Source organism: Streptomyces sp. NPDC050504, from assembly GCF_044458065.1.
Classification (GTDB): Bacteria; Actinomycetota; Actinomycetes; order Streptomycetales; family Streptomycetaceae; genus Streptomyces.
The window spans coordinates 25,421-47,711 of the sequence record NZ_JBITHO010000012.1; the positions used below are offsets into that span (position 1 = coordinate 25,421).

Below are 22,291 nucleotides of genomic sequence, written 5' to 3' on the forward strand. Positions count from 1 at the left end.
CCGGCTCCCCCGGCCGACCGACTCTGCTGTGTTCCTCGCCCCGGAATCTCTTTTGGAGTGCACCGACATGACCGAGCCCGAGAACGTTCCTTCCGAGTCCGGTGGCGAGCCGGAGCACGCGCCCGGGACGCCGCGTGCCGCCCTGGCCGAGCGGCTGGCCGGGCTGACCCCCGCCGAGCAGGAGCGCGCGGTGCTGGAGATCGTGCACGCGCAGACCGTCGCCGCGCTGCGCCGGGCCCGCCCCGATACCGGGGACGCGGTCGACACCGCCGCCCCGTTCCTGGAACTGGGCTTCGACTCGCTGTCCTCGGTCGACCTGCACACCAGGCTCGTCGCCGCCACCGGCGTCGCCCTGCCCATCACCGTGGCCTACGACCATCCCACCCCCGTCGAGCTGGGCCGCTACGTGCGGGGCAGGATCCTCGGCATCGCGCCCGAGCCGGTCGCCGTCGACGTCCCGCTCACCGTGCGCGACGACGACGAGCCGATCGCCATCATCGGCATCGGCTGCCACTACCCCGGCGGCATCGACTCGCCGGAGGAGTTCTGGGAGCTGATGGCCGAGGGCCGCGAGGTGCTCGGCGACTTCCCCACCGACCGCGGCTGGGACGTCCCCGGCATGTTCGACCCCGACCCCGACCAGCCGGGCAAGTCGTACGTCGACAAGGGCGGCTTCCTGGAGCGGGCGGCCGACTTCGACGCCGACTTCTTCAAGATCAGCCCGCGCGAGGCGCTGGCGATGGACCCGCAGCAGCGGCTGGTCCTGGAGACCTCCTGGGAGGCGCTGGAGCGCGCGGGCATCAACCCCGCCTCCCTGCGCGGCAGTCGCACCGGAGTGTTCTTCGGCGCCGAGGTCCACGAGTACGGCACCCGGGTCCACCAGGCCCCGCTGGGCCTCGACGGCTACTTGATGACCGGCAACGCGCCGAGCGTGGCCTCCGGCCGGGTCTCGTACACCCTGGGTCTGGAGGGCCCCGCGGTGACGGTGGACACCGCCTGCTCGGGCTCGATCGTCTCCCTCCACCTGGCGGCCCAGGCGCTGCGCGCGGGCGAGTGCTCGCTCGCCCTGGTCGGCGGCGTGGCCGTGATGGGCAGCCCCGGCATGTTCACCGCCTTCAGCAGGCAGCGCGGGCTCGCCGCCGACGGCCGCTGCAAGGCGTTCTCCGAGGCGGCGGACGGCACCGGCTTCGCGGAGGGCGCCGGCGTCTTCGTCCTGGAGCGGCTCTCCGACGCCCGCCGCAACGGCCACCAGGTCCTCGCGGTGGTGCGCGGCTCCGCCGTCAACCAGGACGGCGCCAGCAACGGCCTCACCGCCCCCAACGGCCCGTCCCAGCAGCGGCTGATCCTCCAGGCGCTGGCCGACGCGGGGCTGCGCCCCGCCGACGTCGACGCGGTCGACGCGCACGGCACCGGCACCAAGCTGGGCGACCCCATCGAGGCACAGGCCCTGATCGCCACCTACGGCCAGGAGCGGGACGCCGACCGGCCCCTGTGGCTCGGCTCGGCCAAGTCGAACCTGGGCCACACCCAGGCCGCGGGCGGCGCGGCCAGCGTGATCAAGATGGTGCTCGCCATGCGGCACCGCACCCTGCCCAAGACCCTGCACGTCGACGCCCCCTCCCCGCACATCGACTGGACGGCGGGCCGGGTGGAGCTGCTCACCGAGGCCAGGCCCTGGGACACCCCGGAGGGCAGGCCGCGCCGCGCGGGCGTCTCCGCGTTCGGCATCAGCGGCACCAACGCGCACGTCATCATCGAGGAGCCCCCCGCCGCCGACGCGGACGCCGCCGGGGAACGCCCGGACACCGAGGCACCCGCCGTGCCGCTGGTCCTCAGCGCCCGCACCGAGGAGGCCCTCACCGAGCAGGCCCGCGGCGTGCTGGGCGTCCTGGAGTCCGAAGCGGCCCCGCACGCCCGGGACGTGGCGGTGGCCCTGGCGACCACCAGGGCCGAACTCGACCACCGCGCCGTGGTCCCGGCCGCCGGCCGCGACGAACTCCTCGCGGGCCTGCGCGCCCTGGTCGAGGGCGACGACGCGCAGGGGACCGTCCGGGGCCGGGTGGCGGGCGGCCGCCTCGCGTTCCTGTTCACGGGCCAGGGCTCCCAGCGCATCGGCATGGGCCGCGAACTCGCCGACGCCTTCCCGGTGTTCGCCGACGCCCTGGACGAGGCGTGCGGACACCTCGACCTCCAGCTCGACATCCCCCTCAAGGACGTGCTGTTCGCGGCGGAGGGTTCGCCGCAGGCGGCGCTGCTGGACCGTACCGAGTACGCGCAGCCCGCCCTGTTCGCGGTGGAGGTGGCGCTGTTCCGGCTGGTCGAGTCGTGGGGCGTGCGCCCCGATGTGCTGGCCGGTCATTCCATCGGCGAGATCGCTGCCGCGTGCGTGGCCGGGGTGTTCTCCCTCGCCGACGCGGCGGCTCTGGTCGCCGCGCGGGGCCGGTTGATGCAGGCCCTGCCCGAGGGCGGTGTGATGGCCGCCGTGCAGGCCACCGAGGACGAAGTCCGCACCCTGCTGGAGGGCGTGACGGACGCGGCGATAGCCGCCGTCAACGGCCCCCGCGCCGTGGTCGTTTCCGGCGCCGCAGCCTCCGTGGACCCGGTCGTCGAAGCCGTCAAGGCCGCCGGTGGCAAGGCGACCCGCCTCAAGGTCTCCCACGCCTTCCACTCGCCCCTCATGGAGCCGATGCTCGCTGAGTTCGAGCAGATCGCGCGGATACTGGACTACGCCGAGCCGAAGGTCCCGATCGTCTCCACCGTCACCGGGCGGACGGTGACCCCGGGAGAGGTCACCTCGCCCGAGTACTGGGTCACCCACGTCCGCGAGGCGGTCCGCTTCGCCGACGCGGTCCGCACCCTGGCCGACGACGGCGTCACCACGTTCCTGGAGGTCGGCCCCGACGCCGTCCTGACCGCCATGGCCGCCGACGCCGGACACTGCGTACCGCTGCTGCGCCGGTCCAGGCCCGAGCGGGCGGAAGCCCTCTCCGCACTGGCCCACCTGTGGGTCCAGGGCCGCCCGGTCGACTGGGCCGCCCTGCACACCGGCGCCCCGGCCCGCCCGGTCGACCTGCCCACCTACCCCTTCCAGCGCCGCCGGTACTGGCTGGAGGCCGTCGCCGAGGACGGCGACGTCTCCACCCTGGGACAGGCTCCCGCCGACCACCCGCTGCTCGGCGCGCTGATCAACGCCCCCGGGACCGACACCACCGTCATGACCGGGCGCATCAGCGCCAGGACCCACCCGTGGCTCGACGACCACGCGATCATGGGCACTCCGCTGCTGCCCGGCACCGCCTTCGTGGAGCTGGCCCTGCACGCGGGACACCGCACCGGCGCGCCCCACCTGGAGGAGCTGACCCTCCACGCCCCGCTCGCGCTCAGGTCCGACGCCCACACCGACCTCCGCGTGCAGACCTCGCGGTCCGACCGCTCGGTGACCGTCCACTCCCGGCCGCACGGCGCCGATGACGACGCCCCGTGGATCCTGCACGCCACGGGCACGCTCACCGCCGACGCCCCGGCCCCTGGCACCGGCACCGCCCCGGCCGCCTGGCCCCCGCCGGGCGCCACGCCCCTCCCGCTCGACGGCGTCTACGGCGAACTGGCCACCCAGGGCTACGACTACGGCCCCGTCTTCCAGGGCCTGAAGGCCGCCTGGCGGCGGGGCGACGAGGTCTTCGCCGAGGTGGCGCTGCCCTCGCAGGCGCACGACGACGCGGCCGTGTTCGCGCTCCACCCGGCGCTCCTGGACGCGGCGCTGCACGCCACCGACCTCGGTACGGGCGACGCGCAGGACGGGCCGACCGTGCTGCCGTTCGCCTGGAGCGGCGTACGGCTGCACGCGACCGGCGCGACCACGCTGCGGGTGCACGTCACCAAGTCGGGCGAGGACGACGTACGCCTCCTGCTCAGCGACCCGGCCGGTCACCCCGTCGCCGAGGTGGACCGGCTGGTCATGCGCCCGGTGTCGGCCGAGCAGATCACCAAGGCCCGCGACGGCGCGGAGACCCACCTCTACGCGGTCGGCTGGGAGGAGCTCCCGCTCACCGCCGCCCGGGTGGAGCCTGCGACCGGCAGTTGGGCGGCGCTCGGCGCCGACGCCGCCGAGTGGGAGTGGGCCGGTGCCACCGCCCGCACCGGCCTGACGGAACTCGTCGACGTGCCCGACGTGGCCGTGCTGACCTGCCCCCTGAACGGGGAGGGCACCGACGTGCCGGAGCGGGTGCGCGAGGTCGCGGGCGGTGTGCTGGAGACGCTTCAGCGGTGGCTCGCCGACGAGCGGTTCGCCTCGTCCCGGCTCGTGGTGGCGACCCGGGGCGCGGTGGGCCCCGAGGGGCTGCCGGTGGACCTGGCGGGCGCCGCCGTGTGGGGGCTGGTGCGCTCCGCGCAGGCCGAGCACCCGGACCGTTTCGTCCTGCTGGACTGGGACGGCGTACGGCCCGCGCGGTCCGCGCTCGCGGCGGCACTCGCGGCCGGTGAAACGGAGTTGGCGCTGCGCGACGGCACGTTCCACGTGTCCCGGCTCGTCCGTACGGCCCCCGAGGCCTCGGCGACGACCGGGTTCGAGGCGTGGGGCCCCGACGACACGCTCCTGATCACCGGCGGCACCGGCGGCCTCGCCACACTCATCGCCGAACACCTCGTCACCCGGCACGGCGTAAAGAACCTGGCACTCGCCAGCCGCAGCGGGGACAAGGCACCCAACGCCGCCGAACTGACCGAACGCCTCACCGGCCTCGGCGCCCACCTCACCCTCCACGCCTGCGACGTCAGCGACCCCGCCCAGGTCACCGAACTCATCGGCGCACTGCCCCACTTGAAGGGCATCGTCCACACCGCGGGCACCGTCCAGGACGCCATTCTCACCAACCAGACGTCCGGGCACCTCGGCACCGCTCTGGCTCCCAAGGCCGACGCGGCCTGGCACCTCCACCACGCCACCGCCCACCTCGACCTCACCCACTTCGTCCTCTACTCCAGCGCGGCAGGCACCCTCGACAGCGCCGGACAGGCCAACTACGCCGCGGCCAACGCCTTCCTCGACGCACTCGCCCACCACCGCACCGCCCAAGACCTCCCCGCGCACTCCCTCGCCTGGGGACTGTGGAACACCGGTCAGGGCATGGCCGCCAACCTCACCTCCAGCGACCTCGAACGGCTCGACAGCGGGCCGCTGCTCCATCTGACCACCGCGCAGAACCTCGCGCAGTTCGACGCCGCCCTCAGCACGGGCCACCCGGCCCTGCTGCCCGTACGGATCAACCCCCGGCACCCCGCCCAGCCGCTCACCGCGAACCTCCACCCCGCCGCTCCCGCCAGGCGCACCGCGCACACCGAGGCACCGGCGGCGCAGGGCCCGGAGATCGTCACCCGGCTGAGCGGGATCAGCCCCGCCGAGCGGGCGCGCGCGGTGCTGGACCTGGTCCGCACGCACGTCGCCGGGGTGCTGCACCACGACAGCCCGAGCGCCGTCGACCCGAAGCGGGCGTTCACCGAGAGCGGCTTCGACTCGCTGTCGTCGGTGGAACTGCGCAACAGGCTCAGCAAGGTGGCGGACGTGCGCCTGCCCGCCACCCTCGTCTTCGACTACCCGACGCCGCAGGCGCTCGCGGACCACCTGCACGACAAGCTCTTCGGCGACACGGCCACGGCCGCGCCCGTGGTGCCCGTCGTGCCGTCCGGCGCCGACCCCGACGAGCCCATCGCCATCGTCGGCATGAGCTGCCGCTACCCCGGTGGCGTCAACACCCCGGAAGAACTTTGGGAGTTGCTCGCCGAGGGCCGCGACGGCGTCTCGGCGTTCCCGGCCGACCGGGGCTGGCAGGTCGAGGACATCTTCGACCCGGAGCCGGGCAAGCCCGGGAAGACCTACTCGGTCGAGGGCGGCTTCCTGCACGACGCGGCCGACTTCGACGCCGAGTTCTTCGGCATGTCGCCCCGCGAGGCCCTCGCCACCGACCCCCAGCAGCGCCTCCTCCTCGAAACCTCCTGGGAGGCCCTGGAGCGCGCCGGGCTCGACCCGCACCGGCTGCGCGGCAGCGCCACGGGCGTCTTCACCGGCATCATGTACCACGACTACGCCTCGCGCCTGGGCAACTCCCCCGTCCCCGAAGGCGTCGACGCCTACCTCGGCAACGGCAGCCTGGGCAGCGTCGCCTCCGGCCGCGTCTCCTACGTACTCGGCCTCGAAGGCCCGGCGGTGACGGTGGACACGGCGTGTTCGTCCTCCCTGGTGGCCCTGCACTGGGCGATCCAGGCGCTGCGCAGCGGCGAGTGCTCGCTCGCCCTCGCCGGCGGCGCGACGGTCATGCCGACGCCGGACACCTTCATCGACTTCAGCAGGCAGCGCGGACTCGCGACCGACGGCCGCATCCGCTCCTTCGCGGAGGGCGCGGACGGCACGGGCTGGGGCGAGGGCGTCGGCGTGCTGGTGGTGGAGCGCCTCTCCGACGCCCAGCGCAACGGCCACCCCGTCCTCGCGGTGGTACGCGGCTCCGCCGTCAACCAGGACGGCGCCAGCAACGGCCTCACCGCCCCCAACGGCCCCTCCCAGCAACGCGTCATCACCCAGGCCCTCGCCAACGCCCACCTGAACCCCACCGACATCGACGCCGTCGAAGCACACGGCACCGGCACCACACTCGGCGACCCCATCGAAGCCCAAGCCCTCATCGCCACCTACGGCCAGAACCGGCCCGCCGACAGCCCGCTGTGGCTCGGCTCGATCAAGTCCAACATCGGTCACACCCAGGCGGCCGCCGGTGTCGCGGGCATCATCAAGATGGTCATGGCGATGCGGGAGGGCGTGCTGCCGAAGACGCTGCACGTGGACGAGCCGTCAAAGAAGGTGGACTGGTCGGCGGGGCGTGTGGAGCTGCTGACGGAGTCCCGGGTTTGGGAGAGCGAGCGGCCGCGTCGGGCGGGTGTGTCGTCGTTCGGCATCAGCGGCACCAACGCGCACGTCATCATCGAAGAGGCGCCCGAACAGCCCGAGGTGGAACAGTCACCCGCGTCCGCCCCGCTGCCGGTGCTCCTCAGCGCGCGTACGGCTGATGCGCTCAAGGCGCAGGCCCAGGGAGTGCTGGAGCTGCTGGCGGGCGAGGGCGCCCCCGACACGGCGGACGTCGCTCTGGCGCTCACGACTCAGCGCAGCCAGCTGGAACGCCGCGCGGCGGTCGTCGCCGCCGACCACGACGAACTCCTCGCGGGCCTGCGCGCCGTGGCCTCGGAAGACGCTTCGCTGGCGGGGACGGTCACCGAGGGGCGCTTGGCGTTCCTGTTCACGGGTCAGGGTGCACAGCGGGTGGGTATGGGCCGTGAACTGGCCGAGGCTTTCCCGGTGTTCGCGGAGGCGCTGGACGAGGTGTGCGGGCATCTGGATCCGCTGCTGCCGCGTCCGCTGAAGGAAGTGCTGTACGGGGAGGAAGGCGACGCGGGACTCCTGGACCGTACCGAGTACGCGCAGCCTGCCCTGTTCGCGGTCGAGATCGCCCTGTTCCGGCTGGTGGAGTCCTGGGGTGTGCGCCCGGACGTGCTGGCCGGGCATTCCATCGGTGAGATCGCGGCCGCGTGTGTGGCCGGGGTGTTCTCCCTGCCTGACGCCTGCGCGCTGGTCGTGGCGCGGGGCCGGTTGATGCAGGCCCTGCCCGAGGGCGGCGTGATGGCCGCCGTGCAGGCCACCGAGGACGACGTCCGCACCCTGCTGGAGGGCGTGACGGACGCGGCGATAGCCGCCGTCAACGGCCCCCGGGCCGTGGTCGTTTCCGGCGCCGCCACCTCCGTCGACACCGTCGTCGAGGCGGTCAAGGCCGCTGGCGGCAAGGCGACCCGCCTCAAGGTCTCCCACGCCTTCCACTCGCCCCTCATGGAGCCGATGCTCGCTGAGTTCGAGCAGATCGCGCGGATACTGGACTACGCCGAGCCGAAGATCCCGATCGTCTCCACCGTCACCGGGCGGACGGTGACCCCGGCAGAGGTCACCTCGCCCGAGTACTGGGTCACCCACGTCCGCGAGGCGGTCCGCTTCGCCGACGCGGTCCGCACCCTGGCCGACGACGGCGCCACCACGTTCCTGGAGATCGGCCCCGACGCCGTCCTCACCACCATGGCCGCCGACACCGGACACTGCATACCCCTCCTCCGCCGCGACCGCCCCGAACACACCCAGGCCCTCACCGCCCTGGCCGACCTCTGGACCCACGGCCACCCCGTCGACTGGACCACCCTCCACACCAACAACCCCACCCACCACATCAACCTCCCCACCTACCCCTTCCAACACCAGCGCTACTGGATCGACGCGGTCGCCGAGCAGGCCGACGTGGCCGCCGCCGGTCTGGACGCCGCCGAACACCCGCTGCTCGGCGCGGCGATCACCCTGCCGGAGTCGACGGGTGTGGTGCTGACCGGGCGCATCTCCCTGCGGTCCCACCCGTGGCTCGCCGACCACCTCGTCATGGGTGCCGTCGTCCTGCCCGGGGCCGCGCTGGTCGAACTGGCGCTGCGGGCCGGCGACCACGTGGACTGCGACCTGTTGGAGGAGCTGACTCTCGAAGCGCCGCTCGTGCTGCCCGAGAGCGGTGCCCGCGACCTGCGGGTGACCGTGGGCGAGCCGGAGGAGTCGGGGCGGCGTCGGGTCGGCGTGTACTCGCGGGCCGTGGACACCGCGCCGGACGCCTGGACCAGGCACGCCGACGGGTTCCTCGCGAGCGGCGCCGGTGCGCCGCGCGCCGGGGTCGACCTCGGCGCGTGGCCGCCTGCGGGCGCCACCCCCGTGGACCTGAGCGGGCTCTACGAGACGCTGGCCGCCGACGGGCTCGGCTACGGCCCGACCTTCCGGGGCCTGCGGGCCGCCTGGCGGCGCGGCGGCGAGGTGTTCGCCGAGGTGGCGCTTCCCGAGGACGCGCACGGTACCGCCGTCGCCTTCGGCCTCCACCCGGCGCTGCTGGACGCCGCCCTGCACGCGAGCGAGCTGCTCGGCGGCGACACCCGGGAGCCGGGGCGCGGGACGAGCCTGCCGTTCGCGTGGGGCGACGTGTCGCTGCACGCCTCGGGGGCGACCGCGCTGCGGGTCAGGCTCTCGGCGGTCGGCGACTCCGCGGAGACGGTGTCGCTGGACCTGGCCGACCCGACGGGTGCGCCGGTCGCGACGGTGCGTTCGATGGCTGCGCGGCCCGTGTCGGCCGAGCAGATCGCGGCGGCGCGCGACGGTTCGCTGCCGCTGTACCACGTGGATTGGGTCCCGGTCGGGACGTCCGGGACCCAGGAGGCGCCCGGCGACTGGGTGGTGCTCGGTCCGGATGCGGAGAAGTGGTCCTGGACGGGCCTCCGGGGCTCCCGGGACGTGGCCTCGATCGGGGACGCGGTGCCGCCGGTGGCGCTGCTGCCGGTCCCGGCCGTCGAGTTCGGCACGGCCGACCCGGACGGCGTGGCGACGCTGCCCGTACGACTGCGCCAGGTTCTGGGTGACGTACTGTCCACGCTCCAGCAGTGGCTGGCGGAGCCGCGCCTGGCCTCGTCCCGGCTGGTCGTCGTGGTGCGGGGGACGGACGGGTCCGTCGACCTGGTCGGCTCGGCGGTCGCCGGTCTGGTCCGCGCGGCCCAGGAGGAGAACCCCGGGTGCTTCGTGCTGGCCGCCTGGGACGGCGCGGAAGCGGCGCTCCGGCACTTCCCGGCCGTGGTCGCCAGTGGCGAGCCGTGGGTGTCCCTCACCTCGGACGGTGTCCGCGCGGCCCGACTGGCGCAGACCGGTCCGGCGGCGGAGGAGTCCGGTACCGGCTTCGAGGCGTGGGGCTCCGACGACACGCTCCTGATCACCGGCGGCACCGGCGGCCTCGCCACCCTCGCCGCCGAACACCTCGTCACCCAGCACGGCGTAAAGAACCTGGCGCTCGCCAGCCGCAGCGGGGACAAGGCACCCAACGCCGCCGAACTGACCGAACGCCTCACCGGCCTCGGCGCCCACCTCACCCTCCACGCCTGCGACGTCAGCGACCCCGCCCAGGTCACCGAACTCATCGCCTCACTCCCCCACTTGAAGGGAATCATCCACACCGCGGGCACCCTCCAGGACGCCACCCTCACCAACCAGACACCCAGCCACCTCCACACCGCACTGGCCCCCAAGGCCGACGCGGCCTGGCACCTCCACCACGCCACCGCCCACCTCGACCTCACCCACTTCGTCCTCTACTCCAGCGCGGCAGGCACCCTCGACAGCGCAGGACAGGCCAACTACGCCGCCGCCAACGCCTTCCTCGACGCACTCGCCCACCACCGCACCGCCCAAGACCTCCCCGCACACTCCCTCGCCTGGGGACTGTGGAACACCGACCAGGGCATGGCCGCCAACCTCACCCGTACCGACCTGGAGCGGCTGGGTGACAGCTCCTTGCTGCCCCTGACCACCGAGCAGAACCTGGCCCTGTTCGACGCCGCCCTCAGCACGGGCCACCCGGCCCTGCTGCCCGTACGGATCAACCCCCGGCACCCCGCCCAGCCGCTCACCGCGAACCTCCACCCCGCCACCCCCGCCAGGCGCACCGCGCAGACCGCGGCGCAGAGCGCTCCGGCCGATCTCGCGACGCTGGAGCAGCGGTTGGCGCCGCTGGCCGAGGACGAGCGGCTGCGGCTGCTCGAAGACGTGATCGGCGTCGAGGTGGCCGCGGTGCTCGGGTACGCCGACGCGTCGGCGGTCGATCCCGCGCGCTCCTTCCAGGAGTCCGGGTTCGACTCGCTCACGGCGGTGGAGCTGCGCAACCGGCTGAAGAAGGCGACGGGTCAGCGGCTGCCCGCCACCCTGGTCTTCGACTATCCGACCCCGCAGGCCCTCGCGGTGTACCTGCTGGAGGAGTTGGCGCCCGCGCCCGCGGAGCCCACGGCGGGCGCCGCGTCCGTCGGCGTCGGCAGCGGCACGGACCCGGACGAGGACGCGCTGCGGCGGGTCATCGCGTCGGTGCCGCTGGCCCGGGTCAGGGAGGCGGGGCTGCTCGACGCGCTCCTCGCCCTGGCTCCGGCCGGGGCCGCGGCGGACGGCCGGGACGCCCCGGCGGCGTCCGGCGCCGTCGAGGTCCGGGGCGAGGACCAGAGCGACGCGATCCTCGCGATGGACATCGACGCCCTCGTGCGCGAGGCGTTCGAGCGCAGCGAGTCGGAGCAGGCCGAGTGACGGCGGCGGGGCCCCGGCCTCCGACGGGCCGGGGCCCCGCCCCCGCGAACGACTCAAGTCACCAGTCATACGAGCGAGCAGGAATGCGAGTGACGACCGTGGACACACACGTGCAGAAGATCGCCGAGGCGCTGCGCGCGTCGCTGCTGGAGAACGAGCGGCTGCGCCGCCGGTACGACGAGGCCACGGCCGCCACCGCCGAGCCGGTGGCCATCGTGGGCATGAGCTGCCGCTTCCCGGGGGACGTGGAGTCCCCCGAGGACCTCTGGTCGCTCGTCGACTCGGGCACCGACGCCATCACCGACTTCCCCGCCGACCGGGGCTGGAACCTCGACAAGGTGGTCGACCCCGAGGGCACCCGCCCCCACACCAGCTACACCGGGCAGGGCGGTTTCCTGCACCGGGCGCCGCAGTTCGACGCGGCGTTCTTCGGGATGAGCCCGCACGAGGCCACCGCGACCGACCCGCAGCAGCGGCTGCTGCTCGAAGTGTCCTGGGAGGCGTTCGAGCGGGCCGGCATCGACCCGCAGTCCCTCGCGGGCACCAGGACCGGGGTGTACGCGGGCGTGATGGCCACCGACTACCCGGTGCGGGTGGGCACCGTGCCGGAGGGCGCCGAAGGGTTCATGGTGACCGGCACGGACGGCAGCATCGTCTCGGGCCGCATCTCCTACACCCTCGGCCTCGAAGGCCCTTCGCTGTCGGTCGACACGGCCTGCTCGTCGTCGCTGGTGGCGCTGCACCTCGCGGTGCAGGCGCTGCGCAAGGGCGAGTGCTCGCTGGCGCTCGCGGGCGGTGTCACGGTGATGTCGACGGCCCGTACGTTCGTGGAGTTCAGTCGGCAGCGGGGGCTCGCGCTGGACGGCCGCTGCCGGTCGTTCGCCGACGCCGCCGCCGGCACGGGCTGGGGCGAGGGCGTGGGCATGCTCGTCCTGGAGAAGCTGTCGGACGCGAAGCGCAACGGCCGTCGCATCCTCGCGGTGGTACGGGGGTCGGCGCTGAACCAGGACGGCGCGAGCAACGGCCTGACCGCGCCCAACGGGCCCTCGCAGCAGCGGGTGATCCGCCAGGCGCTCACCGACGCGGGGCTCACCGCTTCGGACGTCGACGCCGTGGAGGCGCACGGCACGGGCACGGTGCTCGGCGACCCCATCGAGGCGCAGGCGCTGCTGGCCACGTACGGCAAGGACCGTCCCTCGGACGATCCGCTGTGGCTCGGCTCGGTCAAGTCGAACATCGGGCACACCCAGGCCGCGGCGGGCGTCGCCGGGGTGATCAAGACGGTGCTGGCGCTGCGGCACGGGGTGCTGCCCAGGACCCTGCACGTGGACAGCCCCTCGTCGAAGGTGGACTGGGACGACGGCGCGGTGCGGCTGCTCACCGAGCCGCGGCCGTGGGTGCGCGACCGGCCGCGCCGCGCCGGGATCTCCTCCTTCGGGCTCAGCGGCACCAATGCGCACGTGATCATCGAGCAGGCGCCGGACACCGAGCCCGTACCGCCCGTCGAACCGGCCGCGGGGACCGTGCGGTCCTACCCGTTCCTCTTCAGCGCGAAGAGCAGCGCGGCGCTGCGCGAGCAGGCGGAGCGGCTGGTCGAGCGGGTGACGGGCGACCTCGGCATCCGCCTCGCCGACCTCGGGCACTCGCTGGCCACCACCCGCGCCACGATGGAGCACCGCGCGGTGCTGGTCGCGGGCGACCGGGAGGAGCTGCTCGCGGGGCTGCGGGCCGCCGCGGCGGGCGAGACCCCCGACCAGCTGGCGACCGGTACGGCCGCGCGCGCCAAGGTCGCCTTCGTCTTCCCCGGGCAGGGCTCGCAGTGGGCGAAGATGGCGGTCGAACTCCTCGACTCCTCACCGGTGTTCGCCCGGCGCATCGAGGAGTGCGCGCGGGCCCTGGGCGCGTTCACCGACTGGGACCTGCTGGCCGTGCTGCGCGGCGAGCCCGACGCGCCCACCCTGGAGCGCGTCGACGTGGTGCAGCCCGTGCTGTTCTCCGTGATGGTGTCGCTGGCCGAGCTGTGGCGCGCCCACGGGGTGCGGCCCGCGGCCGTCGTCGGCCACTCGCAGGGCGAGATCGCGGCGGCGTGCGTCGCGGGCGCCCTCTCGCTGGAGGACGCCGCCCGGGTGGTGACCCTGCGCAGCCAGGCCATCGCGCGGCGGCTGACGGGCTTCGGCGGCATGATGTCGGTGTCCTCGCCCGCCGGGCTGGTCGAGGAGCGGCTGCGGCGCTGGGACGGGCGGCTGTCCGTGGCGGCGGTCAACGGCTCGGGCTCGGTGGCCGTCTCGGGCGACGCGGACGCGCTGGACGAACTGCTCGCCGAGTTGCAGGCGGACGACGTGTGGGCGCGGAAGATCCCGGTGGACTACGCCTCGCACAGCGCCCATGTGGAGGCCATCGAGGACGAGTTGCTCGACGTGCTCGCGGACATCACCCCGCGCGCCTCCCGCGTCCCGTTCTACTCGACGGTGACCGCGTCGGTCATCGACACCACGGAGCTGGACGCCGCCTACTGGTACCGCAACCTGCGGCAGACCGTACGGTTCGAGGAGACCACCCGGCTCCTGCTCGCCGAGGGGCACACCGTCTTCGTCGAGTCCAGCCCGCACCCGGTGCTGTCGATGGGCATCCAGGAGACGGGCGAGGCCGTCGACCGCCCGGCCGCCGCGCTCGGTTCGCTGCGCAGGCACCACGGCGGCCTGGACCGCTTCCACCTCTCGCTCGGCGAGGCGTGGGTGCGCGGGGTGGGCGTGGACTGGGATTCGGTGTACGCGCCGCACGAGCCGTCGTGGGTCGACCTGCCCACCTACCCGTTCCAGCGCCGCGCGTACTGGCCGCGCCCCGACGTGACCGGTTCCGACGTCACCTCGGTCGGGCTCGACGGCGCCGACCACCCGCTGCTGGGCGCGGTGATCGGCCTCGCCGACGCCGACGGCGCCCTGCTGACCGGCCGGATCGGCCTCGACACCCATCCGTGGCTGGCCGACCACGCCGCCGGCGGCACGGTGCTGCTGCCGGGCACGGCGCTGGTGGAGCTGGCCGTCCGGGCGGGCGACCAGGTCGGCTGCGGCCGGGTCGACGAACTGACCCTGACCGCGCCGCTGCCGCTGCCGGAGAAGGGCGGCGTGCAGCTCCAGGTGTTCGTGGGCGTGCCCGATGAGGACGGCCGCCGCCCGGTGGCGATCCACTCGCGGGCCGAAGGCGACGGGGCGGACGACGACGGCGACGGTACGGGGTGGACGGGGCACGCCACCGGCTTCCTGGTGCCCGAGTCGACGCGGCCCGAGCCCGCGGACGCCTCGGCGCCCTGGCCGCCGGAGGGCGCCACCGCCCTCGACGTGACGGACCTCTACGAGCGGCTGACGGACGAGGGGTACGGCTACGGCCCGGCCTTCCAGGGGCTGACCGCGGCCTGGCAGCGCGGTGACGAGGTGTTCGCCGAGGTCTCCCTCCCCGAGGAGGCCCGCGCCGAGGCGGCCAGGTTCGGCCTGCACCCGGCGCTCCTCGACGCGGCCCTGCACGCGGCGGGCCTGGGTCCCTTCGACTCGGCCGCGCCTGACGGAGCCGACGCGGCCGACGGCATCAGGCTGCCGTTCAGCTGGAGCGGGGTGAGCCTGTGGGCGGTGGGCGCGTCGGCCTTGCGGGTACGCGTCGCGCCCGCCGGTGACGACACCGTACGCCTGGGCCTGACCGATCCGACGGGGGCGCCGGTGGCGTCCGTGGACGGGCTGCTCCTGCGCCCGATCGCGCTCGACGGCCTGTCGACCGCGCCCGACCCGCACCGCGACTCCCTGTTCCGGGTCGAGTGGCAGCCGCGGCCCGACCGTGACTCGGACGCGTCCGAGACCCCCTGGGCCCTGCTGCCCGGCCACGGGGACACGGACCGCACGTCTCTCGCCGCGCTGCTGCCGTCGGGCGGGCCCGCGGGCTCCGACGCGGCGCCTGAGCTGCTGGTCCTCCCGGTCCCGCCGGTCGACGTGACGGACGCCGAGCGGGTGCCGGAGCTGCTGCGTGCCGCCCTCGGCGACGTACTGGCGGCTTTGCAGGGCTGGCTGGCCGAAGACCGCCCGCTGTCGTCCCGGCTGGCGGTGGTGACCCGGGGCGCGGTGGGCCCCGGGGGGCTGCCGGTGGACCTGGTGGGCGCCGCGGTGTGGGGGCTGGTGCGCTCCGCACAGGTCGAACACCCGGACAACTTCGTCCTGGTCGACACGGACGGCACGCCCGGGTCGGCGCGGCGGCTCACCGCCCTGGCGCTGTCGAGCGGTGAACCGGAGCTGGCGCTGCGCGACGGTACGCTCCACGTGCCCCGGCTCGTCCGTACGGCCCCGGACACCCCGGCCGACACCGGGTTCGAGGCGTGGGGCCCCGACGACACGCTCCTGATCACCGGCGGCACCGGCGGCCTCGCCACCCTCGCCGCCGAACACCTCGTCACCCAGCACGGCGTAAAGAACCTCGCCCTCGCCAGCCGCAGCGGGGACAAGGCCCCTCGCGCCGCCGAACTGACCGAACGCCTCACCGGCCTCGGCGCCCACCTCACCCTCCACGCCTGCGACGTCAGCGACCCCGCCCAGGTCACCGAACTCATCGCCTCACTCCCCCACCTGAAGGGCGTCATCCACACCGCGGGCACCCTCCAGGACGCCACCCTCACCAACCAGACACCCAGCCACCTCCACACCGCACTGGCCCCCAAGGCCGACGCCGCCTGGCACCTCCACCACGCCACCGCCCACCTCGACCTCACCCACTTCGTCCTCTACTCCAGCGCCGCCGCCACCCTCGACAGCGCAGGACAGGCCAACTACGCCGCCGCCAACGCCTTCCTCGACGCACTCGCCCACCACCGCACCACCCAAAACCTCCCCGCACACTCCCTCGCCTGGGGACTGTGGGCGCAGAAGTCGACGATGACGACCCATCTGACCGATTCGGACGTCGAGCAGATCGCACGGTCGGGCGTACGCGCCCTGTCGGCGGAGGAGGGCGCGGCCCTCTTCGACAGCGCGGTCTCCGGCTCCGACCCGGCGCTGCTGCCGGTCAAGCTCGACCTCAAGGCGCTGCGCAACCGGCCTGGTGTCCTGCCTGCCCTGTTGAACGGCCTGGTGCGGCCCGTCGCGCGGCGCGCGACGGCGTCCGCCACGGCGGGCGGCGCCGACACGCTGGCCCACCGGCTGCTGCGGATGCCGCCGCCCGAGCGCCGTCGACTGCTGCTCGACCTGGTGCGCACCCATGTCGCGGGCATCCTCGGACACGACGGCGCGGAGGCCGTCGACGGGGGGCGCGCCTTCAAGGACCTGGGCTTCGACTCGCTCGCGTCCGTGGCGCTGCGCAACCGGCTGGGCGCGGCCGTCGGCGTCAAACTGCCGGTCACCCTGGTCTTCGACCATCCGACGCCGACCGCCCTGGCGGAGTTCCTGCTCGCCGAACTCGGCGGCGCCGACGCGGCCGGTGACACGGCCGCGTCGCTCCCGTCCGGCGCGGCCCTCGACGAGCCCATCGCCATCGTCGGCATGAGCTGCCGCTTCCCCGGGGGCGTCAACACGCCCGAGGAGTTCTGGGAGTTGCTGGCCGAGGGCCGCGACAGCATCTCCGCGTTCCCCGAGGACCGGGGCTGGGACATCGCGGAGATCTGCGACCCCAGCGGAGCACGGCCGAACACCAGCCGTGCGAGCGAGGGCGGTTTCCTGTACGACGCGGCCGACTTCGACGCGGACTTCTTCGGCATGTCGCCCCGCGAGGCCCTCGCCACCGACCCCCAGCAGCGCCTCCTCCTCGAAGCGTCCTGGGAGGCCCTGGAGCGCGCCGGGCTCGACCCGCACCAGTTGCGCGGCAGCCGCACCGGCGTCTTCGCCGGCGTCATGTACCACGACTACGCCTCGCGCCTGGGCAACTCCCCCGTCCCCGAAGGCGTCGACGTCTACCTCGGCAACGGCAGCCTGGGCAGCGTCGCCTCCGGCCGCGTCTCCTACGCCCTCGGCCTCGAAGGCCCGGCGGTGAGCGTCGACACGGCCTGCTCGTCCTCCCTGGTGGCACTGCACCTCGCGATCCAGGCGCTGCGCAGCGGCGAGTGCTCGCTGGCCCTCGCCGGTGGCGTTTCGGTCATGTTCACCCCCGAGACGTTCATCGACTTCAGCCGGGCGCACAACCTCGCGTCCGACGGCAGGGCGAAGGCGTTCGCGGGAGCGGCGGACGGCACCGGCCTCTCCGAGGGCATAGGCGTGCTGGTGGTGGAGCGCCTCTCCGACGCCCAGCGCAACGGGCATCAGGTCCTAGCGGTGGTACGCGGCTCCGCCGTCAACCAGGACGGCGCCAGCAACGGCCTCACCGCCCCCAACGGCCCCTCCCAGCAACGCGTCATCACCCAGGCCCTCGCCAACGCCCACCTGAACCCCACCGACATCGACGCCGTCGAAGCACACGGCACCGGCACCACACTCGGCGACCCCATCGAAGCCCAGGCCCTCATCGCCACCTACGGCCAGAACCGGCCCGCCGACAGCCCGCTGTGGCTCGGCTCGGTCAAGTCGAACCTGGGTCACACACAGGCCGCCGCAGGCGTCGCCGGGGTGATCAAGATGGTGCTGGCCATGCGCCACGGCGTCCTGCCCAAGAGCCTGCACGTGGACGAGCCGACGCCTCATGTGGACTGGACCGCGGGTCAGGTGAAGCTGCTGACCGAGCCCACGCCTTGGGTCGGTGACGAGCCGCGTAGGGCGGGTGTGTCTTCGTTCGGCATCAGCGGCACCAACGCACACGTCATCATCGAGCAGGCGCCCGAACAGCCGGAGCCGGACTCCGTGTCGGCCCCGTCGCTGCTGCCCGTGCTCCTCAGCGCGCGTACGGGTAATGCACTGAAGGCGCAGGCCCAGGCGGTGCTGGAGCTGCTGGAAGGTGAGGGCGCTCCGGCTTCGGCGGATGTGGCGGTGGCGTTGGCCACGACACGGGCTCGGTTCGAGCGCCGAGCGGCGGTCGTCGCCGCCGACCGCGACGAACTCCTCGCGGGCCTGCGCGCCGTGGCCTCGGGGAACGCCCAGGCAGAAGGAACTGCCGCCGAGGGTCGTTTGGCGTTCTTGTTCACGGGTCAGGGTGCGCAGCGGATCGGCATGGGCCGTGAGCTGGCGGAGAGCTTCCCGGTGTTCGCGGAGGCGCTGGAGGAGGTGTGCGGGCATCTGGACCCGCTGCTGCCGCGTCCGCTGAAGGAAGTGCTGTACGCGGAGGAAGGCGACGCTGCGCTCCTGGACCGTACCGAGTACGCCCAACCCGCCCTGTTCGCGGTCGAGATCGCTCTGTTCCGGCTGGTGGAGTCCTGGGGTGTGCGCCCGGACGTCCTGGCCGGTCATTCCATCGGCGAGATCGCGGCCGCATGTGTGGCCGGGGTGTTCTCCCTGCCTGACGCCTGCGCGCTGGTCGCCGCACGCGGCCGGTTGATGCAGGCCCTGCCCGAGGGCGGTGTGATGGCCGCCGTGCAGGCCACCGAAGACGACGTCCGCACCCTGCTGGAGGGCGTGACGGACACGGCGATCGCGGCCGTCAACGGGCCGCGTTCCGTGGTCGTTTCCGGCGCCGCCGCCTCCGTCGACACCGTGGTCGAGGCGGTCAAGGCCGCCGGTGGCAAGGCGACCCGCCTCAAGGTGTCCCACGCCTTCCACTCGCCGTTGATGGAGCCGATGCTGGAGGAGTTCGAGCAGGTCGCGGCGGCACTGGAGTACGCCGAGCCGCACATCCCGATCGTCTCCACCGTCACCGGCAAGACCCTGACCCCGGGAGAGATCACCACCTCCGCCTACTGGGTCACCCACGTCCGCAACACGGTCCGCTTCGCGGCGGCCGTTCAGACCCTGACCGACGACGGCGCCACCACGTTCCTGGAGATCGGCCCCGACGCCGTCCTCACCACCATGACCGCCGACACCGCCCACAGCATCCCCCTCCTCCGGCGCGACCGTCCCGAGCACACCCAGGCCCTCACCGCGCTGGCCGGCCTCTGGACCCACGGCCACCCCGTCGACTGGACCACCCTCCACACCGGCAACCCCAACCGCCACATCAACCTCCCCACCTACCCCTTCCAACACCAGCGCTACTGGCTGGAGAACACCCTCCACACCCCCACCGACGCCACCACCCTGGGCCAGACCGACCCCCACCACCCGCTCCTGGGCGCCGTCATCCACCACGCCACCACCGACGAGACCATCCTCACCGGCACCCTCAACACCCACACCCACCCCTGGACCAACGACCACCAAATCATGGGCACCACCCTCCTGCCCGGCACCGCCCTGGTCGAACTCGCCCTCCACGCAGGCAACCACGCCCACACCCCCCACCTCGAAGAACTCACCCTCCAAACCCCCCTCACCCTCTCGGACAACGACCCCCTCGACCTCCAGATCACCGTCCACACCCCCGACGACGAACAGCGCCGCACCCTCACCATCCACACCCGCCCCCACGCATCGGACACCCCCTGGACCCAACACGCCCAGGGCACCCTCACCCCTCACCCCACCGACACCACCCGTCCCACCGACCTCACCGCTTGGCCCCCGCCCGGCGCCCAGCCCATCCCCCTCGACCACACCTACGACGAACTCGCCGCCCAGGGCTACCACTACGGCCCCACCTTCCAGGGCCTCACCAAGGCGTGGGCCCACGACGGCCACACCTACGCCGAGATCACCCTCCCCGAAACCGCCCACCACGACGCCGCCACCTACAACATCCACCCCGCGCTCCTCGACGCCGCGCTCCACGCCTCCGGGCTCGACGACCCCGAGCCCGGTGCGGGCGACGCGGAGCAGGCGGGCACGTTGCTGCCCTTCGCCTGGCAGGGCGTGACCCTGCACGCGACGGGTGCGACCAGGCTCCGGGTGCGGATCACCCGTACCGCCGAGAACGCACTGTCCCTCGTCGCAGCGGACACCCGCGGCGAGCTCGTGGCGTCCGTGGACTCGCTCGTGCTGCGCGCCATCAGTGCCGAGCAGGTGTCGGTGTCGGGCGGCGGCGTCGGCAACCGGTCGATGTTCGGCGTCGACTGGACGCCCGTGCCGCTTCCGCGGGTGAGCAATCCCGCCCTGGGCGTCCTGACCGTGCGGCCCTCCGACGCGCACACCGCAGCTGAAGCCTGGCAGGCCGAGGCGGAGGCCCAACTGCCCGCCGACATACCGGCGATCGTGCTGCTGCACAGCGGCGAAGGGCCGGACACCTCACTGTCCGGCGCCGAGCCGATCCCCGTTTCGGATGGGATCACCACGGCGGTGCGGACCTCGACCGGACGGGTACTGTCGCTGCTCCAGCGGTGGCTCGTGGACGAGCGGTTCGACGACAGCCGGATCGTCGTCGTCACCCGGCGGGCCGTGTCCGCACCCCTCCCCGGCGGCGATGGCGTGGAGGACGTGCTCGACCTCGCGGGCTCCGCGGTGTGGGGCCTCGTGCGCGCCGTGCGCGAGGAGCACCCGGGCCGGGTGGCACTGGTGGACGTGGACGGCACGCCCGAGTCCTGGAAGGCTCTGCCCGCGTCGGTGGAAATGAGCGACGGGGAACCGGAGTTGGCGCTGCGCGGCGGTGCCGCGCTCGCCCCCCGGCTCGTGCGGGTCGCCCCCACCGCCGCCCCCGAGGCGGAGTCCGGGGACAGGACGACGCCGCTCGCCCCCGAGGGCACCGTCCTGGTCACCGGTGGCACCGGTGGGCTCGGCCGGGTGATCGCGCGTCACCTCGTCGCGGCACACGGCGTACGGCACCTGCTGCTGCTCAGCCGGAGCGGCCCGGCCGCCGAAGGAGCCGACGAACTCGGGGCCCAGCTGCGGGAGTCGGGCGCGCGGGTGGACATCGTGGCCTGTGACGCGGCCGACGAGGACGCGCTGCGGGCCGCGCTCGCCCGGATCCCGGACGCGCACCCGCTGACCGGCGTCGTCCACACCGCGGGCGTGCTCGACGACGCGACGCTGGCCGGGCAGACGCCCGAGCGGTTCGAGGCCGTGCTGCGGCCCAAGGTGGACGCGGTGGTGAACCTGCACCGGGCGACGGCGGACTCCCCTCTCGCCGCGTTCGTGGCGTACTCGTCGGCGGCGGGCACCCTCGGCGCCGCCGGTCAGTCCAACTACGCGGCGGCCAACGCCTTCGTCGACGCCCTGGCGCAGCACCGCAGGGCCCAGGGCCTGGCCGGTCTCTCGCTGGCCTGGGGCCTGTGGGCCGCGGGCACGGGTGCGGGTACGGGCATGGGGGACCGGCTCTCCGACGCCGACGTGCGGCGGATGGGACGCTCCGGGATGCGGGCGCTCGCCCAGGACGAGGGCCTGGCCCTGTTCGACGCGGCGCTCGCCGGGGACGTCCCGGGCCGCGCGCTGCTGCTGCCCATGGCGCTCGACCCGGCCCGTGTCGCGGCCGGCCGGGGTGCCGACGGGGTGCCCGCGCTGCTGCGGGCGCTGCCCGGGGTGCCTACCCGCAGGGCGGTGGCCCACGGCGGTGACGGTACGGAAGACGGATCGGCCGGCGCCGCGCTGGCGGGTCGGCTGGCGGGGCTGAAGCCGGACGAGCAGGAGCGCGCGCTGCTGGACCTGGTGCGCGGCCACACGGCCGAGGTGCTGGGGCACGCACGGTCCACGGACGTCGATCCGGCGCGCGGGTTCGTGGAGCTGGGCTTCGACTCGCTGACGGCGCTCGAACTGCGCAACCGGCTGGGCGGCGCGAGCGGGCTCCGGCTGCCGTCCACGCTCATCTACGACCACCCGACCCCGCTGGCGGCGGCCCGCCACCTGCGGGAGGAGTTGACCGGGGGCGCGGCGGTTTCGCCGCTGGCGGCCCTGGAGGTCGAACTGGCGGGATTGGAGGCGGCGTTGAGCGCGGTCACGCCCGACGCGGCCGAGCACACCCGGGTCGCGGCCCGGCTTCGGGCGCTGGTGGCGCAGTGGAGCGAGGTGACCCGGCCGGGCGAGGACGAGCGCACGGCCGAGGACGACCGTGCGGAGCTGGAGTCGGTCTCAGCCGACGAGCTGTTCGACATCCTCGACGGCGAGTTGGACACCGACTGACCCCGACCGCCGCGCCGCCGTTCGGCGGCGCGGCGGCGGACCGGCCGCGGCATCGGACCGCGAAGGGGGCCGGTCACCGTTTCCA

General features: G+C 74.1%; 2 protein-coding genes. Both read left to right on the forward strand.

All coding sequences use genetic code 11. The features are described 5' to 3' along the window. Window positions 1-67 precede the first annotated feature (67 nt). On the forward strand, window positions 68-11,170 hold the full coding sequence (locus ACIBNE_RS35050) for an SDR family NAD(P)-dependent oxidoreductase (RefSeq protein ID WP_399278967.1): 11,103 nt from the start codon (window positions 68-70) through the stop codon (window positions 11,168-11,170). A gap of 98 nt (window positions 11,171-11,268) precedes the next feature. After that, window positions 11,269-22,206 carry an SDR family NAD(P)-dependent oxidoreductase gene (locus ACIBNE_RS35055; protein WP_399279382.1) on the forward strand — a complete coding sequence of 3,646 codons (10,938 nt, stop codon included), beginning with the start codon at window positions 11,269-11,271 and terminating at the stop codon, window positions 22,204-22,206. Window positions 22,207-22,291 lie beyond the last annotated feature (85 nt).